Below are 1,428 nucleotides of genomic sequence, written 5' to 3'. Positions count from 1 at the left end.
GGTTGCGTCCTGGGAAGTGGTGTACGGGTTCGACCTGATCCGGGGGTTTGCTCCGGCATCGGGATGAGGCCCGCATAGACGAACGGCCACCGGCTGATCTTCGAAGTGTCGAAGCCTCGAAGGAGATCAGCACGATGACCGCACCCGACAGTCTGCCCCTGCACGCCCTCGCCGAGAACAACCTCGCCGCGGCGAGTCCCGATCTGCTGCGCGCGATGGTCAAGACGTTCGCCGACGCGCTCATGTCCGCGGAGGCCGACGCCCTCTGCAACGCCGAGTACGGCCAGGTCAGCGACGAACGCGTCAACCACCGCAACGGATACCGCCCACGCGAGTGGGACACCCGCGCCGGCACCGTCGAACTCGCCGTCCCCAAACTCCGCAGCGGGAGCTACTTCCCGCACTGGCTCCTCGAACGCCGCCGCCGGGCCGAGCAGGCCCTCATCTCGGTGGTCGCCACCGCCTACCTCCTCGGCGTCTCCACCCGCCGGGTCGAGAAACTCGCCGAGTCCCTCGGCGTCACCCAGCTCTCGAAGTCCCAGGTCAGCGCGATGGCCAAGCATCTCGACGAGCAAGTCACCGCGTTCCGCAACCGACCGCTCGACGCCGGCCCCTACACCTTCGTCTGGGTCGACGCACTGACCCAGAAGGTGCGCGAAGGCGGCCGGATCATCAACGTCCACGCCCTGGTCGCGGTGGGCGTCAACGCCGACGGACACCGGGAGATCCTGGGCCTGGACGTCGCGACCGCCGAGGACGGCGCGGGCTGGCTCGCCTTCCTGCGCTCGCTCGTCGCCCGGGGCCTGTCCGGCGTCCAGCTCGTCGTCTCCGACGCCCACGCCGGCCTCGTCGACGCGATCGGCGCCACCCTGCCCGGCGCGTCCTGGCAGCGCTGCCGCACTCACTACGCGAGGAATCTCCTGAGCCAGGTCCCGAAGTCGGCCCAGCCCTGGGTGGCGACCCTGCTGCGGACCGTGTTCGAACAACCCGACACCGACGCGGTGACGGCCCAGATGGCCCACGTTCTGGACGCAATGGAGGCCAAGTTCCCCAAAGCGGCAGCCCACTTGGACGCCGCCCAGCACGATCTGCTGGCATTCACGGGCTTCCCACGTGAGCTCTGGCGGCAGATCTGGTCGAACAACCCCCAGGAACGGCTGAACAAGGAGATCCGCCGCCGCACCGACGTCGTCGGCATCTTCCCCGACCGCACCGCCGTCGTCCGCCTGGTCGGCGCGGTCCTCGCCGAGCAGAACGACGAGTGGACCGAGGCCCGCCGCTACATGGGCCTCGACCTCCTCGCCAAAGCCCGCCTCCACCCGATCGAGTCAGAAACCGACGACACCGCCCTGCCCACCGAACTCACCGCATAGCCTCAACACGAGATCACCGAGTGGCCGTCGATACACCACTCCAGCGGACGTGACC

General features: G+C 68.9%; 1 protein-coding gene. It reads left to right on the top strand.

Annotation, left to right across the window (positions count from 1 at the left end; genetic code table 11):
• Positions 1–134: 134 nt before the first annotated feature.
• Complete coding sequence (locus QRN89_RS35505; protein WP_290347359.1) at positions 135–1,373, top strand: IS256 family transposase; 1,239 nt, start codon at positions 135–137, stop codon at positions 1,371–1,373.
• The last annotated feature ends 55 nt before the right edge of the window (positions 1,374–1,428 follow it).

Source organism: Streptomyces sp. HUAS CB01 (assembly GCF_030406905.1).
Lineage (GTDB): Bacteria > Actinomycetota > Actinomycetes > Streptomycetales > Streptomycetaceae > Streptomyces > Streptomyces chengbuensis.
Note: the sequence above shows the minus strand (reverse complement) of the source record. Positions and strands in the feature narration are given on the sequence as shown.

Coding starts and splice junctions, on each gene's coding strand:
- QRN89_RS35505 (WP_290347359.1), top strand. CDS start 135: ATGACCGCACCCGACAGTCTGCCCCTGCACGCCCTCGCCGAGAACAAC.